Here is a 20848-nt window from a genome sequence, read left to right as displayed (position 1 = left end):
ATCCGGTCAGGTCGCCGGGACGTCCGCGGCGCCGAGATAGGCGGCCCGGACGGCGGGATCCTCGAGGACCTCGCCGGTGGGCCCGGAGGCGATCACATGTCCGAAGTCAAGGACCGTGACTTCCTCACAGACCGCCTGGACGAGCTCCATGTCGTGCTCGACCAGGAGGATCGATACCCCGAATTTCTCGGGTACAGCCGCGAGCCGGGCGCCGAGCGCCAGGGACTCGGCCGCGGACTGCCCGGCGGCGGGCTCGTCCAGGAGCGCGACCTTCGGTCGGGCCGCGATCGCGGCCGCGACGTCGAGGAGTCGGCGGGTTCCGGCGTCCACGATCGACACCGGCACCTCCCCGGGCGGGCAGCCGAAGAACTCCAGCAGCTCGTCCGCCTCGGCCCGGGGCAGCCGCCGCCCCGCACCGATCGTCAGGTACTCGTACTGGCTCAGCTCCGGCGCGATGACCGTCGTCTGGAAGGTGCGGCGCAGGCCGAGCGTGGCCCGCTTGTGCGGGGACAGCTTGTCCAGCGGCCGCCCGTCCAGCTCCACCGAGCCCTGGCCACCGACGAAACCGCTGACCGTCGCGATGAACGTCGACTTCCCCGCGCCGTTCGGGCCGATCAGCCCCACGACGCCGCCCTCGGGGACGGTCAGGTCGACGGCGTCGAGCGCGACGACCTCCCCGAACTTGACGGTCAGGCCCCGCACGGTGAGGACCGGTCTCCGGTCCGCCGCCGCACGTGGTGTCGGCGGCACGGGCACGGCGGGTGTTTCGGATGTCCTGCCCTCCGCCGTGGCCTTCTCCTCGGCCTCCTCGCCCGCCTTGAGCATCTTGCGGGCGCTGATCTCGCGCTTGCGCATCCGGGTCATGTCGGTCTGGCTCAGGCCGCTGCGCAGCGCGAGCAGCGCGCCGGCGCCGAACAGGATGCCGCCGAAGTCCTGCGGCAGCGAGATCTTCTCCATGATCGTGGCCGTGATCGCGCCGAAGATCCCGCCGAGCACGGCGCCCTCCGGGTGGTGCGGGCCGATCATGATGGCGACGGCGAACAGCGCGAGGGACTGGCCCATCGCGAAGTTCTGCGGCACGACCAGGCTGAGCTGGCCGACCAGCAGGCCGCCGCCGATCCCGGCGACGAACGCGCTGATCGCGAAGGCGGCGAGCTTGCTGCGCGCCACCGAGATGCCGTGCGCGGCGGCGGACCGCTCGGAGTGCCGCAGCTCGTACCAGGACAGGCCGAGCCGGGTCTTGCCGATGATCCCGAGGATGACCGCCAGGATCGTGAAGACGATCACGCAGAGGATGAAGTACCCGCCGTCGGTGTCGAACGGCTTCGGCCGGTCCAGCATCAGCAGGTCCTGCGCGCCGGGGAACGGGTTGACGCTCAGCACGATGTCGGCCGAGACCGCGAACCCGAAGGTGACCACCGCGAGGTTGACGCCGCGGATGCGCAGCGCGGGCAGGCCGATCGCGATGCCGACGGGCACCGCGGCGAGGCCGCCGAGGATCAGCCACACGAAGAAGCCGCCCGGCGCCTCGGCCACGTTCAGCCGCAGCATGACCCACGCGCCGATCGCCGCGAACGACATCTGGCAGAGCGACATGACCCCGGCCCGGCCGACGATCACGCCGAAGCTCTGCATGATCACCGCGCTGACCGCCGCGCTGATCGCCAGGTAGATCCAGTACGGCGGCAGCACCACCGGCAGCACCGCGCACGCGAGGACCGCGGCGCCGAGGCCGGCGCCGAGGCTCCGCTTGTCCAGCACGTTCATTCGGGCTCGCTCTCTGTAGTGGCGGTGTCCGCCGCGTCCGACGCGGTGTCGGTCGTGGAGGCGCTGAGGGGCGGTCCGCCGAAGTAGAGCCGGTGCAGGCGCTGTTCGTCGCCGCGCAGCTCCGCGCACGGGCCGGAGAAGACCACGCCGCCCTTGCGGAGCACGTGGACGTGGGTGCCGACGTCGAGCGCCAGGTTCGCGAACTGCTCGATCAGCACCACCGCGATGCCCATCCCGGCCAGCTCGGTGACGGTGCCCATGAGCCGCCGCACCACCAGCGGCGCGAGGCCCAGCGACATCTCGTCGATCAGCACGACCTTCGGCGCGGAGACCAGCGCCCGGCCGAGCACCAGCATCTGCTGCTCGCCGCCGGACAGGTACCCGGCCTGGAGGCTGCGCCTCTTGTCCAGCTCGGGGAAGAGCTTGTAGACCGTGTCGAGATCACCGTCGCGCGACTGGGACACGATGAGGTTCTGCTCGACGGTGAGCGTCCGGAACGTGGTGCGGGCCTGCTCGACGTAGCCGAGCCCGGCGCGGGCCCGCTTGTAGGGGGCGAGCTTCTCGATGGCCGTCCCGTCCAGGCGGATCGAGCCGGCCTTGACGGGCGCGAGGCCCGCGATGCCGTCCATCAGCGTGGTCTTCCCGGCGCCGTTCGCGCCGAGGATGACGGTGACGGCGCCCGGGGCGGCGTCGAGGGTGACGTCGTGGACGACCGGGACCTCCGCCCGGTTCACGGCGACGCCCTCCAGGGACAGTGCGGGGGCCGCCATCACCGGCCGTCCGTCCCGAAGGCGGCGCGCAGCGCGGCGGCCGCCCTGTCCCTGGCCTTCTCCGCGGCCGACAGCTCGGTGGCCAGCGGGCCGAAGAAGGCGTGGATGAGGCCGTCGCAGCGGACCACCTCGGTCCGCACGCCCGCCTCCGCCAGCCGCGCCCCGTACTCCTCGCCCTCGTCGCGGAGCACGTCGTACTCCGCCCCGAGGATCAGCGCCGGGGCCACGCCCGTGAGGTCCTTGGACCGCAGGGGCAGCAGGTAGGGGTTGTCCAGGTCGTCCGGGCCCGTCGGGTACGTGACGAAGAACCAGTCCATGCTCGACTTCGACAGGAAGTAACCCTCCGAGAACTCGCTGTAGGAGGCGCGCCCGTCGTCGGGGTGGCCCAGTACCGGGGACACCAGGACCTGGAGCGCGATCTCGGGGCCGCCGAGGTCGCGGGCCTTCAGCGCCGCGACGGCGGCCAGGTTGCCGCCCGCGCTCTCGCCGCCGGTGGCGATCCGGGGCAGTTTCCCTGTGGGGGGGCGACCCCCCACACCCCCCGGCGACGGCGCTGGGTCGGCGCCGATCTCGGCCCCGTGCTCGGCCACCCAGGCGACGGCCGCGTAGGCGTCGTCGGCGGCCGCGGGGAACGGGTTCTCGGGCGCCAGCCGGTAGTCGACGGACATCACGATCGTGTCCGCCGCCGCACAGACCGCGCGACAGGAGAACTCGTTCTCGTCGAGGCCGCCGATCGTCCAGCCGCCGCCGTGGAACCAGACGAACGCGGGGAACGGGCCCTCGCCCTCCGGGGTGTAGATCCGGACGGGCAGGTCACCGCCCGGGCCCGGGATCGTGGTGTTGACGACGGAGCCGACCTCCGGCAGGGGGTCGGGCATCTTCCACATCTGCTGGAAGCCCTCGCGCATGGCGACGACGTCCAACGGCCCGGACGCGTTCGGGTCCTCGGCGGGGGTGCGGTCGATGATCCGCTGCGCCTCGGGATCCAGGGGCATCGTTTACCTCCGAAGGCCCGGTGTGTCCGTCCCGCGAGTGAACCAGCAGGTCGGACACTCCAAAATCGTATCTGATTCCGTGTACGTTAATTGGACCTCAGCGACGGTGTCCAGAGTTGGAGCAAGTTATGCCGGATGAATCCGCAGCCGCCGACCTCGTCCTTTTGGGTGGACGGGTCCACACGGTCGACGCGCGTGACCGCGTGGCCGAGGCGGTCGCCGTGCACGGTGACAAGATCACGCGCGTGGGCGCGACAGAGGAGGTGTCTCCCCTGGTCGGGCCCGGTACCCGTGTGGTCCGGTTGGATGGTAGATCCGTTTTGCCCGGCATCAACGACTCGCACCTGCACGGTATGTGGCTTGGCTCGATGTGGCCAAACCTGCTCATGGACCAGCTGGCCGGAACCGGCGGTCACAGCCACGAGGGCCCGACCAGGCTGGAGACCTCGGACGACCGCCGCCGGGCCCTGCTGCGCACCGCGGAGCTGCTGTCCTCGTTCGGGATCACCAGCTACACCGAGCCCGGCCTCGGGCCCGGCGAGGACGACGGCGCCACCGGCTGCTTCGGCTCCGCCGCGCTGCACGACTACGCCGAGCTCGCCGCCGACGGCGCGCTCAAGGCGCGGGTGACCGCGCTGCTGCTGTTCGGCGAGCTGGACGGCCGCAGCTCGGCCGCCGAGCTGCTGGCGGGGCTGCGCGACTTCAAGCCGCCCGCGGACGTGCCCGGCCGGTTCCACATCGCCGGGGTGAAGATCTTCGCCGATGGCATCCCGCCGATGCAGAGCGCGTGGACGGATCGTCCCTACGCCGACGGGTCGCACGGGGCGCTGCTGGTCGACGGCGACTCCGACGCCGAGCGGGAGGCGGCGCTGCGCGCGATGATCGACGCCGCGCACGACGCGGGGCACCAGATCGGCGTGCACGCGACCGGCGACCGCACGACCCGGGTGGTGGCCGACGCCTTCGCGGCGGCGCTCGCCAGGGACGACCGCGACGCCCGTCACTACCTCATCCATGGCGACCTCCTCTCGCCGCAGACGCTGACCGTGCTCGCCGCCGCCCGGATCGGGCTGAACACCCAGGCCGGGATCCCCGTCGCGACCGAGCCGATGCTCGCCGCCGCGCTCGGGGAGGACGCCCTGCGGGACGCCTGGCCCACCCGTGACGCCCTCGACGCGGGCGTCCGGCTGTCCCTCAGCTCGGACGCGCCCGTGCTGACCCCCGACTGGCGGGCCGGGCTGGCGGCGGCGGTGACCCGGCGCGGCCTCGACGGCTCGGTCCGGGGCGAGGCGCAGCGGCTCGCGGTCGCCGAGGCGCTGCGCGCGTACACCGCCACGCCCGCGTGGCAGGACGGCGCGGAGGACGTCAAGGGCACCATCGAGCCGGGCAAGGTCGCCGACCTGTGCGTCCTGGACGGCGATCTGTACGACGTCGAGCCCGAGTCGCTGCCGTCGGTGCCGGTGCGGATGACCGTCCTCGACGGCGAAGTCGTATACGAAATCTGAGACCGAACGCGTGCGGGCCGCCGGGCCGAAACCCGGCGGCCCAGCCGTGCGTCAGCTACGGGCCACTCAGTTACAGGGCGCTCAGTTACAGGGCACGGAGTCGTCGTCCGCGGGCGGGGCGGGGACGTCGGTGCCCCAGGAGGCCGCCGGGTCGACGACGCCCTCGTCCAGCCACAGCCCGGCCGCGGCGGTGCGCAGCTCCTCGCCGTACCGGGCGCACAGCCCGAGCGCGGCCAGGTTGTTCTCGAACTGGGAGATCCGGCTGACCCCGACCAGGACGTTCGCCACCGCCGGATGGGCGAGGCAGAACGCGATCGCGAGCTGCGCGGGAGTAACGCCGAACCCGTCGGCGATCCGCTGGATCTCGGGCAGGGCGGCGCGGATCCGGTCACGAATCCCGCCGGGATCGGCGCCGATCTTGCGCTCCGGGTCGGACTTGCCCGCGAGGATGCCGCCCTCCAGGACGTCCGACGCCTGGAGTGCGAGGCCCTCTTCGGCGAACAGCCGGGCGTACAACGTGCCCTCGGGCACGGACCGCCGGGCCAGGTTGTACTTGAGCTGCGCGAACGACGGCGGCACCAGGCCCTCCGCGGTCGCGAAGCGACAGGCGAACAACACGTCGCCGGCCGACCAGTTGTTGACGCCCCACGAGGCGAAACGCCCGGCCCGGACCAGTTCCGACACGTCGGCCACGACGGTCTTCAGATCGGGACGCTCCATGAAGTCGCCGACCACCACCATGTCGGCGTGATCGGTGCCGACCCGTCCAAGTGAGACCTTGATCTGTTCCGCGAACGACGACGCCGGGTACTCCCACAGCCAGAGCTTCCCGCACAAAAGGTAGTCTTCGCGAGCGATTCCGGCATCTCGGACGGCCTGCCCGAACAACACATCGGTAACGGCGTTCTCCGCGTGCGGACCGAAGTTGTAGTGCGCCACATCGAACATATCGACGCCGCGGTCGACCGCCAGGCGGACGAGCCGGGCCGCGTCCTCACGGTCCATCCGGTCCCAGGTGTTCCAGGAACCGAGCGCCAGAAGCGGCACCTCCGGACCGTGCACACCGAGGCGGCGCCTGGGCACCCGCTCTGCGAACTCCATCGTGACCTCCGGTGAGGGGTGGGGGTCGGCCCCGGGAGGACCCCTGGCCGTCTCATGATAGATCGTATAGCATCCTGCATATTCTTACCGCGAAGGAGACATTTTCATGTCGCATCCCTCCCCGGGCGCCGACCCGTCGGGCATCCTCGGCGTCGCCACCGGCTACATGGCCGCCAAGCAGCTGTTCGCGGCGAGTGACACCGGCGTTTTCGCCGCGCTCGCGGACGGTCCCGCGACGGCGGCCGAGCTGGCCGACCGGGCCGGGCTGCCGCAGCGCAGCGCCCGTATTCTCGCCGACGCCATGGCCTCGCTGGGCCTGCTGACCCGCGAGGACGGCCGCTACGCCAACACCGAGGCCACCGCCGCCTACCTTGCCGGTGCCGAGGGCGGCATCGACCTGCGGCCCTTCCTGGCCTTCCTCGAAGCCATCAGCTACCCGCACTGGCTCGAGTTCGGCGCGACGGCGCGCAGCGCCGAGCCGCAGCCGCTCGACTTCGGCGGCGACCGCATGCAGGAGTTCATGACCGGTGTCATGACCTACAACGCGCTGCACGCGAAGATGCTCGCGGACAACTTCGACTTCACCCCGTTCAGCCGCATCCTGGACTTCGGCGGGCTGTCGGCCGCCTTCCTCGTCGAGGCGCTGAAGACCACCGACAAGGCGCACGGCACCTTCGTCGGCCCGGGCGACTTCACCGGTCTCGCCCGCACGGCGTTCGAGGAGGCGGGCTTCGGCGACCGCAGTGAGGTCGTGGACTCCGACCCGCTGACCGGCGACCTGCCGGACGGTTTCGACTGCGTCCTGCTGGAGCACGTCGTGCACCGCTTCGACGCCGAGCAGAACAAGACCCTGATCAAGAAGGCCCGCGAGGCGGCCGCGCCGGGCGCCACGCTCGTCCTGCTCGACTTCTTCCTCGACGACGACCCGGAGCAGCGCGTCCTGGACGCCCTGCACGCCGGGGAGTACCTGGTCATCGACGGCACGGTCGTGTACCCCGAGTCCGAGGTGCGCGGCTGGCTGAGCGACGCGGGCTGGGAGCCGGTGGAGACCCGCGCGCTGCCCGGCAGCCCGCGGATCATCATCGCGGAGGCCCGATGACCGCAGCGGAGCGAGGATCTTCGGGCCTCCGGCCTCGGGGGTCTGGGGGTCGCCCCCCAGAAGGGCAGGGCCCGATGACCGCGGGTCGGGTCGTCCTCGTCACGGGGGGCGCCAGCGGCATCGGCCGGGCCGTCGCCACGGCGTTCGCGGCGGCGGGCGACCGCGTCGTGATCGCCGACCGGGACGCCGAGGCCGCGGCCAAGGTCGCGTCGGAGATCGGCGCCCAGGCCGTCACGGTGGACATCACCGACGCGGACTCGGTCGCCGCCGGGGTCGCGCACGTCGCCGAGACCGTCGGCCCGATCGAGATCCTGGTCAACAACGCGGGCCTCGTCGCGGGCGGCGGCCCGCTGGTGTCGCTGCCGCTGGAGGTCTTCGACACCGTCGTCTCGGTCAACCTGCGCGGCACGTTCACCGTCACGCAGGCGGTGGCCGGCCAGATGATCGAGCACGGGACGAAGGGCCGCATCGTCAACATCAGCTCGATCGGCGCCCGGCAGCCCACCGCCGGCCTCGGCCACTACGAGGCCACCAAGGCGGCCGTGGACGCGCTGACCCGCACCGCCGCGCTGGAGCTCGCGGGCCACGGCATCCGGGTCAACGGCGTCGCGCCCGGACCGGTCCACACCCCGATGACGGCCGGGCTGATGGAGCACGCGGAGGCCCGCGCGGCCTGGGAGGCCCGCATCCCGCTGAGCAAGATCGCCACGACCGACGACATCGCGCCGCTCGTGCTCTTCCTGGCGTCCGACCAGGCGGGCCACATCACCGGCGCGGTCGTCCAGGTGGACGGCGGCCAGCTCCTGACGTGAACAAGACGAACGCGCCGTCCCCACCACGAGGGGGGACGGCGCGTTCGGCGTTCCGGCCTACTTGTTCATGCGGGCTTACTTATGCGGGACGGCGCTGTGCAGGGCGTCCGCGGTGGCGTTCTTGTGGGCGCAGGCGATGCGCTCGATCTCGGCGGGATCGGCCGACTTGGCGATGAGCTCCAGGATGCGCTCGTGCTCGACCACCGAGCGGCGGGCGCGGCCCGGGACGTAGGTGAAGGTGGAGCGGCGCATGTGGTCCAGGCGCGTCCACTGGGCCTCCAGGAGCGACCGCAGGTGCCCGTCCGGGCAGTGCTCGTAGATCGAGAAGTGGAACTCCCGGTTGAGCGCGGTGAACGCGCTCGGGTCGAACTCCTCCAGCGCCTCGACCATCCGGTTGTTGATCTTGCGGGAGCGGTCGAGCTCCGCGCCCTTCATGTTGGGCGCGGAGATCGCGGTGGCGTAGCCCTCCAGCCGGGCGAGGATCTGCAGCGTGTGCTCGACCTGCTCGGCGTCGAAGACCGCGACGCGGGCGCCGACGTTGCGCACGACCTCGACCAGCCCGTCGGACTGGAGGCGGCGCAGCGCCTCGCGCAGCGGGATCGTGCTGACCCCGGTCTCCTGGGCGAGTTGGTTGATGACCAGCCGGTACCCGGGCACGTAGGTGCCCTCCAGGATGCGCGACCGCAGCAGCTCGTAGCAGAACTCGGCCTTGCTCTCCTTCGCCTGGTCCGGCTTCCTCGCGGCACTCACCCGGTTCTCCTCATCGTCGCCCAGCGCCCCCGGCCCGTGCTCGACGGCTCTGTGACCGTGTCCGACGGCCCTGTGACCGTGCTCGACGGCACCGTGTTCGACGGACTGTTCACCGTGCCAGCGCGCCGAGGAGGGCGTCGCGGAAGCCCGCGCCGCCCAGCACCTCGTGGTGCGCGCCCGGAACGGTCACCAGTTCGGCGCCGTCGATCTCCTCGGCGAGGCCGCCGATGCCTCGTGTCATCTCGTCATTCTCGCCGAGGATGAAGACGGGCGGAACCTTAGCGTTCCAGGCGCCGCCCGCGAAGGGGACAGCGCGCAGCCCCTCGACGCACAGCGCGAGACCCGCGGCGCGCTCGCCCTGGGACCTGATCATGCCCGCGACCATGCCGGTGAAGGGGTCGGCGGGGTCGGAGCCGTCCCGGACGGCGGCGTGCAGCGCGTCGATGTCGACGGCGGTGAACGGCTCTCCGGGGGCGAGTCCGCCGAGGACGGTACGTTCCACCCTCCCGGGCGCGGCCACGGGAAGCTCCCATGCGATCCTGGCACCCAGGGAGTATCCGGCGGCGTCGAACGTGGAGATGCCGGCCCGGTCCAGGGCCGCGACCAGCGCGGCCGCGATGACGGGGGCGGTGGTCTCGGCGGCGGAGGCGGGCGCGGGGCTCTGTCCGTGGCCGGGCAGGTCGGGCACCACGACGGTCCGGCCGGCCGCGGTGAGGGCCTCGGCGACGCCGGTGTCGACCCAGTCGGTCTGCCCGTCCGAGCAGAAGCCGTGCACGAGGAGCACGGGCGGGGCGTCCACCGGACCGGCGGACGTGAACGTGCGAACGGCGAGGTCGCCCATCCGTCAAGCACCTCCTAGAGGATTTCGCATACGATTTGCGATCATACTGCACGGGAACATCGCATCCGGCTCGGCGGGCGCCCGCCGAGTTGGAACGATCGAAGTCAGACGGGCCACACCCCCTCGTCATCGTGCATGACTTCATATACGATTTGCTCGTAAGCTCTCCCCTGGGTTCGTTCCCGTACCGTCAGGAGAACCGCACGTGCCGCACCCCCTGGGCGACCGGCCCTCGAAGATCATCGCCGTCCACCTCAACTTCCCGTCCCGGGCCAAGGAGCGAGGGCGGATTCCGGGGCATCCCTCGTACTTCCTGAAACCGCCGTCCTCGCTCGCCGGGACCGGCGACCCGCTGCCCCGCCCGGACGGCTGCGAGCTGATGACCTTCGAGGGTGAGATCGCCCTGGTCATCGGCCGTCGCGCGCACCGGGTCTCCCCCGCCGAGGGCTGGGACCACGTCGGCTGGGTGACCGCCGCCAACGACGCGGGCGTGCACGACCTGAAGTACGCCGACCGCGGCTCCAACCTGCGCTCCAAGGGCGCCGACGGCTTCACCCCGATCGGCCCCCGGCTGCTGGACGCCCGCGACCTCGACCCGGCCGCCCTGCGGATCCGCACCTGGGTCAACGGCGAGGTCGTCCAGGACGACACCAGCGACACACTTCTGTTCCCCTTCGCGGAGCTGGTCGCCGACCTGTCCCGGCTGATCACCCTCGAAGCCGGTGACATCATCCTCACCGGGACCCCGACCGGCGCGTCGGTGGCCCGTCCGGGCGACACCGTCGAGGTCGAGGTGACCTCCGGGTCCGCGTCCACCGGACGGCTGTCCAACACGGTCGTGGAGGCCGGGCCGCTCGCCGACTGGGGCGCGATGCCCCACGCCGACGAGGCCGCCCGAGCGGACGCCTGGGGCGCGACGTACGTGGCCGAGCCCACACTTAACCCGGTCCTCGCCGAGGCGTTGCGCGGCCTGTCCACCGCCACGCTCAGCTCGCAGATGCGCAAGCGAGGCCTCCAGCACATGTCGATCGACGGCGTCCACCCGGCGGGTAGCGACTCCGTAAAAGACACAGTGAAAATGGTCGGGACGGCCCACACGCTCCGTTACCTGCCGTTGCGCGAGGACCTGTTCAAGCGGTACGGCAACGGCATGAACGCGCAGAAGCGGGCGATCGAGGAGCTGCGCCCCGGCCAGGTGCTGGTCATGGACGCGCGCCGCGACAACAGCGCCGGGACGCTCGGCGACATCCTCGCCCTGCGTGCCATGAAGCGCGGCTCGGCGGGCGTCGTCACCGACGGCGGGCTGCGCGACAGCGCGGTCGTCGGCGGGCTCGGCCTGCCCGTCTTCCACGCGGGCGAGCACCCGGCGGTGCTCGGCCGCCGCCACGTCCCCTGGGACACCGGGCTGCCGATCGCCTGCGGCGGCGCGCTCGTCCAGCCGGGGGACATCCTGGTCGGCGACGCGGACGGCGTCGTCGTCATCCCACCCGACATCGCCGTCGACCTCGCCACCGACGCGGCCGAGCAGGAAACACAGGAGCGCTTCATCACCGAGCGCGTCGCCGCCGGGGAGTCCGTCGACGGCCTGTACCCGCTCGGGCCACGCTGGCGGGACGCCTACGAGGCCTGGCGCCGCGACAACGACCACTGAGGAGCAGACGTTGAAGTTCCGTACCGACCCGGCCACGATCCGCGGCTCCATCGCGCCCGTCGTCACGCCGTTCACCGCCGAGGGCGCCGTCGACCATGACGCGCTGCGCGGCCTGATCCGCTGGCAGCTGGAGTCCGGCTCGCACGGCATCTCGTTCGGCGGCTCGACCGGCGAGCCGAGCAGCCAGACCACCGCCGAGCGCATCGCCGCGATCCGGACGGCCGCCGACGAGGTCGCCGACCGCGTCCCGTTCCTGCCGGGCACCGGCTCGGCGAAGCTGGACGAGACCCTGGAGATCACGGCCGCCGCCCGGGACGCGGGCGCCGACGCCGCCCTGATCATCACCCCGTACTACGCGCGGCCCACCCAGGAGGCCCTCTACACCTGGTACGCGACCGTCGCCCGCGAGTTCCCCGACCTGCCGCTGGTCATCTACAACGTGCCGTCCAGGACGGCGGTGGACATCGCCCCCGAGACCGTCCGGCGGCTGTTCACCGACTTCGACAACGTCGTCGGGATCAAGGAGACCACCAAGGACTTCGAGCACTTCTCCCGCGTCCTGCACGCCTGCGGCCCGGAGCTGCTCGTGTGGTCCGGGATCGAGCTGCTCTGCCTGCCCCTGCTCGCCCTCGGCGGCACCGGCTTCATCAGCGCCGTCGCCAACCTCGCTCCCACCGCCGTCGCGCGGATGTACGAGCTGTGGACGGCTGGCGACCAGGCCGCCGCCCGTGACCTGCACTACCGCCTGCACCCCCTCGTCGACCTGCTGTTCGTCGAGACCAACCCGGCGCCCGCCAAGTGGGTGCTGGAGCAGCAGGGCCGGATCCCGTCCGGGTACGTCCGGCCGCCGCTGACCCAGCCGACCGGCGAAGGCCAGCTGCGCATCCGCGCGCTGCTCGAACGTGGCGGCGACCTCACCGCGGGGATCTGACGCCGGATCCCCGTTCCGCCCGCGACGAGCGCCGCCCCACCACGAACCGGAAGAGAGCACGATGTCCCTCCCCTCCACAGCCGCCCGCCCTGACGGCCTGCCGGACCGCATCCGGCACTGGATCGGCGGCGAGTTCGCCGACAGCGTCGACGGCGCGGTCTTCGACGTCGCCGACCCCGTCACCAACGTCACCTACACCACCGCCGCCGCGGGCGGTCCCGCCGACGTGGACCGTGCCGTCGCCGCGGCCCGCGCGGCGTTCCCCGGCTGGTCGGCCCTCGGCAACCGCGAGCGCGCCACGATCCTCAACCGGATCGCCGACGCCGTGGAGGCGCGTGAGGACCGGCTGTCGGCGTTCGAGTCGTTCGACTCCGGACTGCCGATCACGCAGGCGCGCGGGCAGGCCCGCCGCGCCGCCGAGAACTTCCGCTACTTCGCCGACGTGATCGTCGCGCTGGGCGATGAGTCCTTCCGCGTCGGCGACAAGCAGCTCAACTACGTGGTGCGGAGCCCCGTCGGGGTCGCCGGGCTGATCACCCCGTGGAACACGCCGTTCATGCTGGAGAGCTGGAAGCTCGCCCCGGCGATCGCGTCCGGCTGCACGCTGGTGCTCAAGCCCGCCGAGTGGACGCCGCTGTCGGCGAACCTGTGGGCCGAGATCTTCACCGAGGCCGGGGTGCCCGCCGGTGTGGTCAACATCGTGCACGGCATCGGCGAGGTGGCGGGCCAGGCGCTGGTGGACCACCCGGACGTGCCGCTGCTGTCCTTCACCGGGTCCACCGACACCGGACGGCACATCATGCGCTGCGCCGCCGACGGGCTGAAGACCCTGTCGATGGAGCTCGGCGGCAAGTCGCCCGTCGTGGTGTTCGCCGACGCCGACCTCGACGCGGCCCTCGACTCGGTCGTGTTCGGCGTGTTCTCCCTGAACGGGGAGCGCTGCACCGCCGGGTCCCGCGTGCTGGTCGAGCGGCCGATCTACGAGGAGTTCACCCGGCGGATCGCCGAGCGGGCCGAGCGGGTCAAGGTCGGGCCGCCGTCCGACCCGGCGACCGAGGTCGGCGCGCTGGTGCACCCCGACCACTACGCGAGCGTCCTGAACTACGTGGAGATCGGGCAGGGGGAGGCGAAGCTGGTCGCGGGCGGCACCCGTCCCGACCACCTGCCCGAGGGCAACTACCTCCAGCCCACCGTGTTCGCCGACGTGCCCCGCGACGCCCGGATCTTCCAGGAGGAGATCTTCGGCCCGGTCGTGGCCGTGGCGCCGTTCGACGACGAGGCGGAGGCGATCGAGCTGGCCAACGCGACCCGTTACGGCCTCGCCGGCTACGTCTGGACGAGCGACCTGCGCCGCGGCCACCGGATCGCCCACGCGGTCGACTCGGGTATGGTCTGGATCAACTCCCACAACGTCCGTGACCTGCGCACTCCCTTCGGCGGGGTCAAGGATTCGGGGGTCGGGCGAGAGGGGGGCGCGCACAGCATCGACTTCTTCTCCGAGACCAAGATCGTCCACGTCATGCTCGGCGAGGTGCACACGCCTCGCTTCGGCGTTCAGGAGAACTGATGAGCACTCCCCCCGACGTCGTCCGGTCCGCCTACGCGCAGCTCGTCGTCACGGACCTCGCCGCGTCCCGCTGGTTCTGGGTCGACATGCTCGGCCTACACGTCCAGCACGAGGACGCGAACGCCCTGTACCTGCGGGGCACCGACGAGCTGACCCACCATTCGCTGGTGCTGCGCAAGGGGCCGGCCGCGGCCCTCGACCACCTCGCCTACCGGGTCCGGACGCCCGAGGACGTCGACCGCGCCGAGAAGTTCTTCGCCGAGCGCGGCCGTCCCGTGCGGCGCATCCCGGCCGGTGAGGGCACCTACGGTGTGGGCGACGCCGTCCGCGCCGTCGACCCGCTCGGCTTCACCGTCGAGTTCTTCCACGACATCGCCCGCGGCGAGCGCCTCATCCAGCGCTACGACCTGCACCGCGGCGCCCAGATCGCGCGGCTCGACCACTTCAACATCTGCACGCCCGACATCCCCGCCGCCTACGAGCACTACAAGTCGCTCGGGTTCGGCTGCTCGGAGACGATCGAGGGCGACGAGCACGAGATGTACGCGGCGTGGATGTTCCGCAAGCAGACCGTCCACGACGTCGCGTTCACCGGCGGCGCGGGCCCCCGACTGCACCATCTCGGGGTCGCGACGCACGAGTCGCACCAGGTGCTGCGCACCGCCGACATCTTCGGGTCGCTCGACAAGCAGCACCACATCGAGCGCGGCCCCGGGCGGCACGGCGTGTCCAACGCCTTCTACCTCTACATGCGCGACCCCGACGGGCACCGGGTCGAGATCTACACCTCCGACTACTTCACCGGCGACCCCGACCACGAGACGTACGTGTGGAACGTGCACGACGACCGCCGCCGCGACTTCTGGGGCAACGCGGTCATCGAGTCGTGGTACAAGGAGGCCAGCCCCGTCCTTGACCTGGACGGCGCCGTCCAGCCGATCCTGGAGGGCGTGCTGGACGAGTCGGCCGTCCAGGTCGGCGCCGACGGTCTCGGCATCATCGAGCCCTCCTGACCGTTCGCTAGCCGTCGGGCGGCTCCGGGGCCGGGTGGCCCTGGTCGCGGCCCAGCAGGACCGCGCGTGTGATGGCGTCCCGGCCGAACCGGTCGCGGACGCCGTCGACCGCGCCGTCCAGCTCCCCGCCGCCCATCGCGGCCCGCCTTTGGACGGCGTCGAACGGCAGCGCGAGCTGCACGGCCCGGTCATCGCGCAGGTCGCCGAGCGACACCCCGATCAGGGTCAGGCCCCGGTCCTCGACCATCGGCGTGGCGGCGGCGAGCAGGCCCCGGGCCGTCGCCAGGATCAGCGCGGTGTCGGCGGTCGCCTGCGGCAGCGTGCGCGAGCGGGTGGCGCGGGCGAAGTCGCCGAACCGCAGGCGGAGCACGACCGTCCGGCACACCCGCCTTCCTTTGCGCAGCCTGCCGCCGAGCCGGTCGACGAGCCCGACCAGCATCGCGTCGAGATCCGCCGCCGTGCGTGCGCGGCGACCGAGGGCCCGCTGCGCGCCCACCGATCTGCGGCGCGCCCCCGTCCGCACCACGCGGGGGTCGCGGCCGCTCGCCAGGGCGTGCAGGTGGCGGCCCGCGCCGGGGCCGAGCAATGACACCAGCGTTGCCTCCGGCATGTCCGCGACGTCCCCGACCGTGGTGACGCCGTAGCGGGCGAGCTTGTCCGCCGTGGCCCCGCCGACGCCCCACAGCCGCCGCGCCTGGCCGCCGCCCATCGCCGTCCGCACCCCGCACGCCCTGGCCTCGTAGCTGGCCGCCAGCACCACGCCACCGCCGACGATCACCGGGCGCCCCCGCAGCCCCGGATCGTCACGCTGCTCGACCGACGCGTAGAAGGCGTCGAGATCGGCATGCAGGATCGCCGCGCCCTCCGAAACCAACACTGACACGAACATATGTTCGCATACCCGGCATGCACGCGTCATGGCGCGGTGAGGGCCTCCGTCGGTGGCAGTCTCGCCGCCCGGACGGCCGGGTACAGGCCCGCGACACCCCCGATGACCAGGGTCGCGAGGATCCCGCCCGCCATCGCCCACGCGGGCACGACCGTCGGCCAGCCCTGCGCCACGGCGAAGCCCGCGGTGACGACGACGCCGAGCGCGACGCCCCCGGCCCCGCCGAGCGCGGCGAGAAGCTGCGACTCGGTGAGGAACTGGAGCCTGATCTGCCCCCGGGTCGCGCCGAGCGAGCGGCGCAGCCCGATCTCCGCGCGCCGCTCCAGCACCGAGATCACCATCGTGTTGGCGACGCCGACGCCGCCGACCAGCAGCGCGACGCCGCCGAGGCCGAGCAGCAGGCCGGTGAACGCCCGGTCGGTGGCGTCACGGGCGGCCAGCGCGTCCGAGGGGCGGCTGACCTCCACCTCGGTCGGCGCCTCCGGGTTCGCGGTTGCCGCCAACAGGTTCTGCACCTTCTCGACCGCGTCCTCGCGGGCCCGGGTGTAGACGGTGGTGGGATGGCCGTCGAAGCCGAGGCGGGCCGCGGCGGCGTCCCAGCCGACGAGGGCCGCCGAGTCCAGCTCCGGCGCCGGCTCGGTCGGGTTCAGGACGCCGACGACGGTGAACCACTGCGAGCCGAGCCACACCTGGACGCCCGGCGTCGCGACCCCGAGCCGCTTCGCCGAGTCGGCCCCGAGGACGACGGCCGGATAGCGGGCCGTCCCGGAGTTGAGCCAGGTCCCGGCGGCCATGGTGAGACCGACCGTGTGGGGCAGGTCGAGGCGCGCCGCGCGGACGCCGATGCCGCCGCTCTGCCCCTCCGGGATGTGGTCGTTGCGGTAGACGTGGACGTCGTCCAGGGCCGCCGTGGCGGACGCCGACTCCACGTCCGGCATCCGGTTCACCATCCCGACCGACTCCACCGGAAGCTTGGCGGCCTCGCCGAAGAAGTCCTGGCCGGGCCCGACCGTCAGCAGGTTGGTGCCCAGCCGGTCCAGGACGGCCTGGAGCTCCGCGCGGCTGGACGTCGAGATCCCCACCACGCCGATCATCGCGGCGATCCCGATCGCGATGCCGAGCGCGGACAGGAACACCCGCAGCGGGCGCGAGCGCAACCCGGCGGCGCCGACGCGCAGCACGTCCGCCGGGCCAAGCCGGTCAGAGGCGGGCGCACCGCTCGTAGCGCCGCTCATAGGGTCGCCTCCACCTGTGCGTCGTCGTGGACGATCCGGCCGTCGCGCATGCGCACCTGGCGGGGCAGCAGGGCGGCGATGTCCCGGTCGTGGGTGATCAGGACGACGGTCGTCCCGCCGCCGGACAGCTCGCGCAGCAACTCCAGGACGCCCGCGCCCGACGCCGAGTCCAGCGCGCCGGTCGGCTCGTCGGCCAGCAGCAGCGCGGGCTCCCCCACCACCGCGCGGGCGATCGCGACCCGCTGCCGCTCGCCACCGGACAGCTGGTGCGGACGGTGCCCGAGCCGGTGCCCGAGCCCGACGCGCTCCAGTGCCCGGCGGGCACGGCGGCGGCGCTGCGCCTGCGGCACCCCCGCGTACAGCAGCCCGTCCACGACGGCGTCCAGTGCGCTGACCCCGGCGGCGAGGTGGAACTGCTGGAACACGAACCCGATCCGGCGGGCCCGCAGCGCCGACAGCCTCCGGTCCGGCAGCCGGGACACGTCGGTGCCCTCCACCAGGACGGTCCCGGCGCTCGGCCGGTCCAGGGTGCCGAGCAGGTGCAGCATCGTCGACTTCCCCGACCCGGACGGCCCGACGATCGCGACGAACTCGCCCGCCGCCACCGTCAGCGACACGTCGTCCAGCGCGGTCACCCCGCCCGGGTGGGTCCGCGTGACGTCCCGCAGTTCCACTGCCGTCCTCATGCCCGCTCCTTGTGGGGGGTCGACCGTCTGGCTCTCCGGGTCCAGCCCGCTGCCCTTCTTCGCCTTGAACAGCAACCCGCCGTCGGGCCGCGGGTCGGGGAACTCGCTGATCCCCTGGTCGCGCATGCATGCGGAGAAGACGCGCATCTTGGCGAGCTCCTCGGGGTTGGGCTTCTTCGGCTTGCCACCGTTCGGCATCAGGTGGCGGCACTTCTTCTGCGCCGCCTCGGCCTTGCCGTTGATGTCCGGGCCGCCCTTCCCCGCACCCTCGCTGTGCCGGATCGTGAGCTTGCCGTCACCGGACGGGTCCTCCATGTCCACGCCGTTGTCGCGCATGCACTGGGCGAACTGGCGCATCTTCTCGTGGTTGTCCGCGGCCTTGGCGGTGGCACCCGATCCCGCGCCCCCGCTCTCACTTCCACAGCCCAGCGGGCCGAGGGCGAGAGCCGGGACGAGGGCCAGCGCCGCCAGCGTCCGTCGTCGCATCGTTCGGTCTCCCTGTCGTCGCCCCCCGGACGTCCCGGCGGGCGACGGCAAGTCCAGCCGAGCGCCGATAACCCGGGCGTAACCGGTTCGCGTTATGCCCGCGTTACGCCCCTGGCCCGATGCTGGACCAGCACCGTCGAGGACGGGCACCACCAATGGACGGGCAGGGGGCGGCGCGTGCGGGTACTGATCGCCGAGGACGAGCGGATGCTCGCCGATTCGATCGCCGACGGGCTCAGGGCCGAGGCGCTCGCCATCAACCGGACGCTCATCGACGTCGCGGTGCGGCGCCACGACGCCACCGGCGACGTCAAGCGGCTCGGCGAGTCGCTGCTGGTCGTCAACGGGCGGCACGAACGCCTCATCGACGGCCTGCTCACCCTCGCGGGCACGGGCGAGGCGATGCTGGACGGCGGCCCGCTCGACCTCGCGGACGTCGCGGACCACGTGCTCGACCAGGCCGCCGCCGAGGCCGCCGCCCGGGGCCTGGCCATGACCCGCGACCTGGGCCCGGCGCCGACGGGCGGCGACCCCGTCCTCGTCGAACGGCTGGTGCAGAACCTGGTCGAGAACGCCGTCCGCCACAACCACGACGGCGGGACGCTGTCGGTGACGACGCGGAACGGGGACGGCGCGGCGGAGGTCGTCGTGTCCAACACCGGGCCGGTCGTGCCGGCCTACGACGTCGAGACGATCTTCGAGCCGTTCCGGCGGCTCGGCAACGACCGGCTGCGCTCGGACCGCGGGTCCGGGCTCGGCCTGTCGATCGTGCGGGCCACGGCGACCGCCCACGGCGGCACGGTGACCGCCGTGTCCCGCCCCGGCGGCGGCCTCCAGGTCACCGTCCGGCTGCCGTCCCGCGCGGCGGCGGTGATAACCGGCGTCCCCGCTGGGTAGCGTCTGTCCAATGACCAGTGCGCTTCTGCTCACCGACGCCTTCGGACGGATCCGGGAACAGGTCCACGGGGCCGTCGACGGGCTCACTCCACAGCAACTCGCCTACCGCGCCGACGCCGACGCCAACTCGATCGCGTGGCTCCTCTGGCACCTCACCCGTGTCGAGGACGACCACATCTCCGACGTCGCCGGGACCGCGCAGGCGTGGACGGAGGGCGGCTGGGCGGACCGCTTCGGCCTGCCGTTCGACCCGTCCGACACCGGCTACCGGCACACGTCGGCGCAGGTCGCGGCCGTCCAGGTGCCCTCAGCCGACCTGCTCACCGGCTACCAGGACGCCGTGCACGCCGAGACCGTCGCGTACGTCAGCACGGTCACCGACGACGACCTGCCCCGCGTCGTGGACCGGTCCTGGGACCCGCCGGTCACGCTGGGCGTGCGGCTCGTCAGCGTCATCTCCGACTGCATCGAGCACACCGGTCAGGCGGCGTTCGTCCGCGGCCTTCTGCTGCGGGCCTGACCGTCCCCGCCGGCCTCGCCGGACGGGCACAGGCCGGAGATCAGCCGGGACCACCGTGGCCCGATGCGCTCAAGGTCGTGGGCGCGCGCCGACTCGGCGGCCAGGTCGCCGAGCCGGTCGCGCAGGGCCCGGTCGGCGACCAGGTCGCGGAGCGCGGCCGTGAACGCTTCGGTGTCGCCGGGCGGGACGAGCAGCCCGTCGCGGCCGTGCGCGATCAGCTCGGCGGGGCCGTGCGGGCAGTCGAACGACACCACCGGCAGGCCCATCCCCATCGCCTCGATGATCACCATCGGCATGCCCTCGCGGCGGGACGACAGCGCGTAGACCGACGCGCGGGCCATCTCGGCGTGCAGGTCGCGGGTGACGGGACGCAGCTGGACCCGTCCGGTGAGGCCCAGCTCAGCGACCAGCGCGCGGAGCGCGTCCCGGCGTGGTCCGCGGCCGAAGATCCGCAGCGTCCAGTCGGGATGGTCGGCGGCGATCGGCGCGAAGGCCCTGATCAGCGTGTCGAAGCCCTTGTTGGCGACGAGCCGTCCGGCGGCCAGCACGACCCTGTCCTCGCGCCGGGACGGTCGCGGCGGCAGCGGCGGCGCGGCGTTCGGAATCCGTACGACCCGAACCCCCGACCCGGCGAGAGCCTTCTCGTAGCCCGCGAGAGCCGCCTCCGTGAGCACGGCGAGCGCGGTGAGCCCCCGATACCCGCGGACGACCTGGCGGCGCAGCGCGGGCCGGTAGGAGTCCAGGCTCATGTGGTCCTGCCCGATCGTGACGGCCCCTCGGGGCGCGAGTTCGGCCGCGAGCAGCACGAGCGACGGCCGCGTGCCGATCACGACGTCGGCCGGGGCGCCGTACAGGGCGCGCAGGAGGCACACGTCCGTCCAGAGGCTCATCAGGCGGAAGGACGCCTCGTCGGCCGGTGTCAGGACGCTCGGCAGCCGGGCCAGGAACCGGACCGTCCTCCCCCTGGCGGCGAAGCGGTCGTCGGCGTACGTCACCCTGGCGCCGAGCGGAATCGCGAAGAACGGCCGTTTGCTCCGCCGCAACGCGCTGACGATCTCGACGTCATAATCGCGCGCCAAGTAGCCGCAAAGATTCAGGACGGTACGGATCGTCCCTCCGGTGCCATGCGCGTTCTGCAACAGAACACGCACCCGAATCCGCTCACTGGCCTTGGGCGGACGCCTCCACCGCAACGGACTAAGTGCCCACAGCGCCACGCGGCGCACGCAGCGGTGTGCCCGGCGCCGGACGCGGCGGCGGAATCTCAGCGCCCGGCGCCCCGACGTGGTCGCGGGCTCGTTCACCGGGTGCCCCATTCCCGCCGCCGGGCCCG

General features: G+C 72.6%; 19 protein-coding genes. 9 read left to right on the top strand and 10 right to left on the bottom strand.

Annotated elements, in window-relative coordinates:
* Positions 1-6: 6 nt before the first annotated feature.
* From ABD808_RS03840 to ABD808_RS03830, 3 genes are read right to left on the bottom strand one after another with little or no spacing between them, the layout of a single operon-like run.
* Positions 7-1767: a branched-chain amino acid ABC transporter ATP-binding protein/permease gene (locus ABD808_RS03840; RefSeq protein ID WP_344889726.1), complete on the bottom strand. Its 1761-nt coding sequence runs from the start codon at positions 1765-1767 to the stop codon at positions 7-9.
* On the bottom strand, positions 1764-2537 hold the full coding sequence (locus tag ABD808_RS03835; protein ID WP_344889723.1) for an ABC transporter ATP-binding protein: 774 nt from the start codon (positions 2535-2537) through the stop codon (positions 1764-1766). The genes ABD808_RS03840 and ABD808_RS03835 overlap by 4 nt, the downstream gene beginning before the upstream one ends.
* Positions 2537-3532, bottom strand: coding sequence for an alpha/beta hydrolase (locus ABD808_RS03830; RefSeq protein ID WP_344889719.1), 996 nt, complete (start codon positions 3530-3532; stop codon positions 2537-2539). The genes ABD808_RS03835 and ABD808_RS03830 overlap by 1 nt, the downstream gene beginning before the upstream one ends.
* 128 nt (positions 3533-3660) lie before the next feature.
* On the opposite strand from ABD808_RS03830, the gene ABD808_RS03825 reads away from it, so the two are divergent.
* Positions 3661-5037 carry an amidohydrolase gene (locus ABD808_RS03825; RefSeq protein ID WP_344889715.1) on the top strand — a complete coding sequence of 459 codons (1377 nt, stop codon included), beginning with the start codon at positions 3661-3663 and terminating at the stop codon, positions 5035-5037.
* An 81-nt stretch (positions 5038-5118) separates the two neighbouring features.
* On the opposite strand, the gene ABD808_RS03820 is transcribed toward ABD808_RS03825, so the two are convergent.
* The gene (locus ABD808_RS03820; RefSeq protein ID WP_344889711.1) at positions 5119-6138 is read right to left on the bottom strand and encodes an aldo/keto reductase; all 1020 of its coding nucleotides are present in this window, start codon (positions 6136-6138) and stop codon (positions 5119-5121) included.
* A gap of 106 nt (positions 6139-6244) precedes the next feature.
* On the opposite strand from ABD808_RS03820, the gene ABD808_RS03815 reads away from it, so the two are divergent.
* Positions 6245-7237: a methyltransferase family protein gene (locus ABD808_RS03815; protein WP_344889707.1), complete on the top strand. Its 993-nt coding sequence runs from the start codon at positions 6245-6247 to the stop codon at positions 7235-7237.
* Positions 7238-7311: 74 nt separating this feature from the next.
* Positions 7312-8049: an SDR family NAD(P)-dependent oxidoreductase gene (locus ABD808_RS03810; RefSeq protein WP_344889703.1), complete on the top strand. Its 738-nt coding sequence runs from the start codon at positions 7312-7314 to the stop codon at positions 8047-8049.
* Positions 8050-8124: 75 nt separating this feature from the next.
* Here the strand turns inward: ABD808_RS03810 and ABD808_RS03805 are convergent, their stop codons facing one another.
* Both ABD808_RS03805 and ABD808_RS03800 read right to left on the bottom strand, forming a co-directional pair.
* Entirely contained in the window at positions 8125-8799 is a 675-nt protein-coding gene (locus ABD808_RS03805; protein ID WP_344889698.1) for a GntR family transcriptional regulator, read from the bottom strand.
* A gap of 109 nt (positions 8800-8908) precedes the next feature.
* Positions 8909-9640: an alpha/beta fold hydrolase gene (locus ABD808_RS03800; RefSeq protein WP_344889693.1), complete on the bottom strand. Its 732-nt coding sequence runs from the start codon at positions 9638-9640 to the stop codon at positions 8909-8911.
* Between the two features lie 145 nt (positions 9641-9785).
* On the opposite strand from ABD808_RS03800, the gene ABD808_RS03795 reads away from it, so the two are divergent.
* The 4 genes from ABD808_RS03795 (at position 9786) to hpaD (ending at position 14802) form a co-directional block, all read left to right on the top strand.
* Positions 9786-11291, top strand: a complete 1506-nt coding sequence (locus tag ABD808_RS03795; protein ID WP_344892823.1) for a fumarylacetoacetate hydrolase family protein — start codon at positions 9786-9788, stop codon at positions 11289-11291.
* Between the two features lie 10 nt (positions 11292-11301).
* Positions 11302-12222, top strand: coding sequence for a 4-hydroxy-tetrahydrodipicolinate synthase (dapA, locus tag ABD808_RS03790; RefSeq protein ID WP_344889689.1), 921 nt, complete (start codon positions 11302-11304; stop codon positions 12220-12222).
* Positions 12223-12283: 61 nt separating this feature from the next.
* The gene (hpaE, locus tag ABD808_RS03785; RefSeq protein ID WP_344889684.1) at positions 12284-13789 is read left to right on the top strand and encodes a 5-carboxymethyl-2-hydroxymuconate semialdehyde dehydrogenase; all 1506 of its coding nucleotides are present in this window, start codon (positions 12284-12286) and stop codon (positions 13787-13789) included.
* The gene (gene hpaD, locus ABD808_RS03780; RefSeq protein ID WP_344889679.1) at positions 13789-14802 is read left to right on the top strand and encodes a 3,4-dihydroxyphenylacetate 2,3-dioxygenase; all 1014 of its coding nucleotides are present in this window, start codon (positions 13789-13791) and stop codon (positions 14800-14802) included. Before hpaE ends, hpaD begins: the two co-directional genes overlap by 1 nt.
* Before the next feature lie 7 nt (positions 14803-14809).
* On the opposite strand, the gene ABD808_RS03775 is transcribed toward hpaD, so the two are convergent.
* The 3 genes from ABD808_RS03775 to ABD808_RS03765 are packed head-to-tail and all read right to left on the bottom strand — an operon-like array spanning position 14810 to position 17612.
* Complete coding sequence (locus tag ABD808_RS03775) at positions 14810-15685, bottom strand: DinB/UmuC family translesion DNA polymerase (RefSeq protein ID WP_344889676.1); 876 nt, start codon at positions 15683-15685, stop codon at positions 14810-14812.
* A gap of 32 nt (positions 15686-15717) precedes the next feature.
* Positions 15718-16926 carry an ABC transporter permease gene (locus ABD808_RS03770; protein WP_344889671.1) on the bottom strand — a complete coding sequence of 403 codons (1209 nt, stop codon included), beginning with the start codon at positions 16924-16926 and terminating at the stop codon, positions 15718-15720.
* The gene (locus ABD808_RS03765; protein WP_344892820.1) at positions 16923-17612 is read right to left on the bottom strand and encodes an ABC transporter ATP-binding protein; all 690 of its coding nucleotides are present in this window, start codon (positions 17610-17612) and stop codon (positions 16923-16925) included. Before ABD808_RS03765 ends, ABD808_RS03770 begins: the two co-directional genes overlap by 4 nt.
* A gap of 663 nt (positions 17613-18275) precedes the next feature.
* On the opposite strand from ABD808_RS03765, the gene ABD808_RS03760 reads away from it, so the two are divergent.
* Both ABD808_RS03760 and ABD808_RS03755 read left to right on the top strand, forming a co-directional pair.
* Positions 18276-18995 carry a sensor histidine kinase gene (locus tag ABD808_RS03760; RefSeq protein WP_344889668.1) on the top strand — a complete coding sequence of 240 codons (720 nt, stop codon included), beginning with the start codon at positions 18276-18278 and terminating at the stop codon, positions 18993-18995.
* Positions 18996-19005: 10 nt separating this feature from the next.
* Entirely contained in the window at positions 19006-19515 is a 510-nt protein-coding gene (locus ABD808_RS03755) for a mycothiol transferase (RefSeq protein WP_344889666.1), read from the top strand.
* On the opposite strand, the gene ABD808_RS03750 is transcribed toward ABD808_RS03755, so the two are convergent.
* Positions 19476-20819: a glycosyltransferase family 4 protein gene (locus ABD808_RS03750; RefSeq protein WP_344889661.1), complete on the bottom strand. Its 1344-nt coding sequence runs from the start codon at positions 20817-20819 to the stop codon at positions 19476-19478. The two genes, ABD808_RS03755 and ABD808_RS03750, sit on opposite strands and share 40 nt — an antisense overlap.
* Positions 20820-20848 lie beyond the last annotated feature (29 nt).

This window comes from Actinomadura meridiana (assembly GCF_039537545.1).
Lineage (GTDB): Bacteria > Actinomycetota > Actinomycetes > Streptosporangiales > Streptosporangiaceae > Spirillospora > Spirillospora meridiana.
Note: the sequence above shows the minus strand (reverse complement) of the source record. Positions and strands in the feature narration are given on the sequence as shown.

Coding starts and splice junctions, on each gene's coding strand:
- hpaD (WP_344889679.1), top strand. CDS start 13,789: ATGAGCACTCCCCCCGACGTCGTCCGGTCCGCCTACGCGCAGCTCGTC.
- ABD808_RS03840 (WP_344889726.1), bottom strand. CDS start 1,767: ATGAACGTGCTGGACAAGCGGAGCCTCGGCGCCGGCCTCGGCGCCGCG.
- ABD808_RS03800 (WP_344889693.1), bottom strand. CDS start 9,640: ATGGGCGACCTCGCCGTTCGCACGTTCACGTCCGCCGGTCCGGTGGAC.
- hpaE (WP_344889684.1), top strand. CDS start 12,284: ATGTCCCTCCCCTCCACAGCCGCCCGCCCTGACGGCCTGCCGGACCGC.
- ABD808_RS03810 (WP_344889703.1), top strand. CDS start 7,312: ATGACCGCGGGTCGGGTCGTCCTCGTCACGGGGGGCGCCAGCGGCATC.
- ABD808_RS03820 (WP_344889711.1), bottom strand. CDS start 6,138: ATGGAGTTCGCAGAGCGGGTGCCCAGGCGCCGCCTCGGTGTGCACGGT.
- ABD808_RS03765 (WP_344892820.1), bottom strand. CDS start 17,612: ATGAGGACGGCAGTGGAACTGCGGGACGTCACGCGGACCCACCCGGGC.
- ABD808_RS03825 (WP_344889715.1), top strand. CDS start 3,661: ATGCCGGATGAATCCGCAGCCGCCGACCTCGTCCTTTTGGGTGGACGG.
- ABD808_RS03770 (WP_344889671.1), bottom strand. CDS start 16,926: ATGAGCGGCGCTACGAGCGGTGCGCCCGCCTCTGACCGGCTTGGCCCG.
- ABD808_RS03830 (WP_344889719.1), bottom strand. CDS start 3,532: ATGCCCCTGGATCCCGAGGCGCAGCGGATCATCGACCGCACCCCCGCC.
- ABD808_RS03835 (WP_344889723.1), bottom strand. CDS start 2,537: ATGGCGGCCCCCGCACTGTCCCTGGAGGGCGTCGCCGTGAACCGGGCG.
- ABD808_RS03815 (WP_344889707.1), top strand. CDS start 6,245: ATGTCGCATCCCTCCCCGGGCGCCGACCCGTCGGGCATCCTCGGCGTC.
- ABD808_RS03755 (WP_344889666.1), top strand. CDS start 19,006: ATGACCAGTGCGCTTCTGCTCACCGACGCCTTCGGACGGATCCGGGAA.